This window comes from Pseudescherichia vulneris, assembly GCF_902164725.1.
Classification (GTDB): Bacteria; Pseudomonadota; Gammaproteobacteria; order Enterobacterales; family Enterobacteriaceae; genus Pseudescherichia; species Pseudescherichia vulneris.
Genome location: NZ_LR607338.1, coordinates 2,132,058 through 2,134,194 on the forward strand (window position 1 = coordinate 2,132,058; position 2,137 = coordinate 2,134,194).

Here is a 2,137-nt window from a genome sequence, read left to right on the forward strand (position 1 = left end):
CGGTATAAATCCCGGCGGAGATAATGGCTCCGCCTATTTCACGCTGCCCGTACAGCAGCGGTACCGGGTTACCGGCGGCAGTGGTATTCACCGGACCGCCAAACGCATAGGAAGGTTTATTGTCGGGATCCTCACGCGAACGTAGCCCGGCCACCTGCGGAGAAAGCATCTGAACCACGCCGCCGACGGCCATAGACCCGGCAGCAGCATAGAGCGCGCCCTGCGTGGCAGCAGTCCAGCCGATTGGGTTCCACCAGGCAAAGGCAGCGATAGCAGCAGCGGCCACGATCTGGAACACGCCTGCCCGCTTACTGCCGCGAATAACAGGAATAATGCGCAGCTCATTACCGGCGCTGCACATCCCGAACTCATCCTCTCCGATATTGCGGCGGTTGCGGAAGATAACGAAATCAAGGCCCAGCGCCCGAGCCTGGCGCATCCAGGCTTCAAAGCCGTCAATAGTCGCCGAGAGCGCCCGGAAAACCTCCTTCGACGTGTCGAGCACGCGATAATGGGTTCGCCCGAAGCGCTGCGCCATTGAGCCGCTCAGTTTGATCACGGTGCAGTTCTGCATTACATCAACTCCTGATGGCGGACAATTTTGATGGTCCGGTCGAGGTAATAGCCCCCGTACGGTACCCGCTGGCTCAGCTGTCCGTACATGTGGTGCAACAGCATGTTGCCCTCCAGCAGCACACCGGCATGGTTTGCCACAGGCGACTGGACCTGCATGATGACCACATCGCCCGGGCGCGGCGGCCCGCTGAACTCCCGGAAACCACACTCGTACCAGTTATCCATGTACAGGTTCTCGCCCTGCTCCCACCAGTGGCGCTCCACGCTGTAATTGGGCAGCGTGATGCCATGCTCTGTGCGGAAGTAATCCATCAGCAGCGTCCAGCAGTCGGCGTGCCCCAGTACGAACTGACGGCCAGTCAGCGGACGATCGCCGCGGGGTGTGATAGTGCGGATATCACCCTCAGGCCATGAGGCGATCACCCAGGGTACCTCAGTGGCATCACACATCAGCATGTCGAGCTCGCTGGGCTGTGTGGTTGCTCCGTCTCCCGGATGGCTGTGAACCACGGCCACCACCGTGCCCTGGTCCTCCGCTGCGGCATAATCCTCGGGGGCGATCTCGAACTGCTCGCCGGGGGCGGCGGCGCGGTTCTCACACGGAATGTATTTTTCTACCCGGCCCTTCTGGATAACCAGCCCGCAACACTCAGAGGGGAAAGCTGACTCAGCGTGCGCCAGAATGGCGCTGATGGTTTTACTGCGCATTGTTAACTCCTCAGAAGGGAAGCGCCCGGCATCCCGCCAAAATCCAGCTCCTCGTTTTCGCCGAATCGCGGTTTGCAGCCAGTAGAAAGCAGGCCGGAACAGACATCCAGCGCCGGGTCATCCACCTGGTTGCCGTCTTTATCAAACCAGCCGTTTTGCCCGGCGTAGGTGCAGCCGTTACCGGTTTTGTACCAGCCCCGCATACACCACGTGCACAGCGGCTGGATCTGGCGCGTCGGTATTTGCTGCCCGCGAAGATCGGCGGGGCTGGACAGCTCAAACTCCACCGTCTCGTCATCACCGCCGGACTTGCGATCCACATAAAAGACCTGCTTACGCTCCTCCAGCGGGTCGGCATCCGGATTGCCCTGCGAAAAATTACGTGCATCCAGGTAGTGGGCAAAGGTTTCATGGATAGTGACCTTCGCCCGGGCCATGCCCTGGAACCGGCGACACAGCGCGCCGATGGTCCCCTTTATATTTGCCACGGTCAGCTTTGGCCTGGCGCTCTGGCCGTCGCTGCTGAAGGACAGTCCTTCCAGCTGGAAAGGCCAGGCGCTGTACTCCACGCCCTGCCACCAGAGCGATTTCGGGTCGAGAAGATTCTCGTCCCTTCCTGCTGCGGCAAGCTCGGCCTCAGTGTGTGCGATCGTCTCGTTGTGAAAGCGCAGGATGCCCGCGCCGAACGCCGAGCCGTCCACCTCCAGCAGCCTGACCTTCTCGCCTGGCTCCAGCTTCTGTACGTCTGATGAAATGCTCATGGATGAAATGCCTGTGTGAAGGTGGTGCTGAGGGTGTAGAGGCCAGCACCATGGGTAACAATGTTGATGGACTCGGATCGGTAAAGCCCCAT

3 protein-coding genes and 1 pseudogene are annotated in these 2,137 nt (G+C 60.5%); all 4 read right to left on the reverse strand.

Annotation, left to right across the window (positions count from 1 at the left end):
* Positions 1–574 (reverse strand): tail assembly protein (locus FN633_RS09130; RefSeq protein ID WP_154058880.1); only part of this gene is annotated, 574 nt, incomplete at its 3' end.
* Positions 574–1,284, reverse strand: a complete 711-nt coding sequence (locus FN633_RS09135) for a C40 family peptidase (RefSeq protein ID WP_042391476.1) — start codon at positions 1,282–1,284, stop codon at positions 574–576. The genes FN633_RS09130 and FN633_RS09135, both read right to left, overlap by 1 nt.
* 2 nt (positions 1,285–1,286) lie before the next feature.
* Positions 1,287–2,045: a phage minor tail protein L gene (locus FN633_RS09140; RefSeq protein WP_154057506.1), complete on the reverse strand. Its 759-nt coding sequence runs from the start codon at positions 2,043–2,045 to the stop codon at positions 1,287–1,289.
* Positions 2,042–2,137, reverse strand: a pseudogene (locus FN633_RS18510) (phage tail protein); the annotation flags it as partial. The pseudogene FN633_RS18510 and the gene FN633_RS09140, both read right to left, overlap by 4 nt.

Bases quoted from the DNA above. Each gene is read 5' to 3' on its own strand.
- FN633_RS09135 (WP_042391476.1), bottom strand. From the start codon at position 1,284: ATGCGCAGTAAAACCATCAGCGCCATTCTGGCGCACGCTGAGTCAGCT.
- FN633_RS09140 (WP_154057506.1), bottom strand. From the start codon at position 2,045: ATGAGCATTTCATCAGACGTACAGAAGCTGGAGCCAGGCGAGAAGGTC.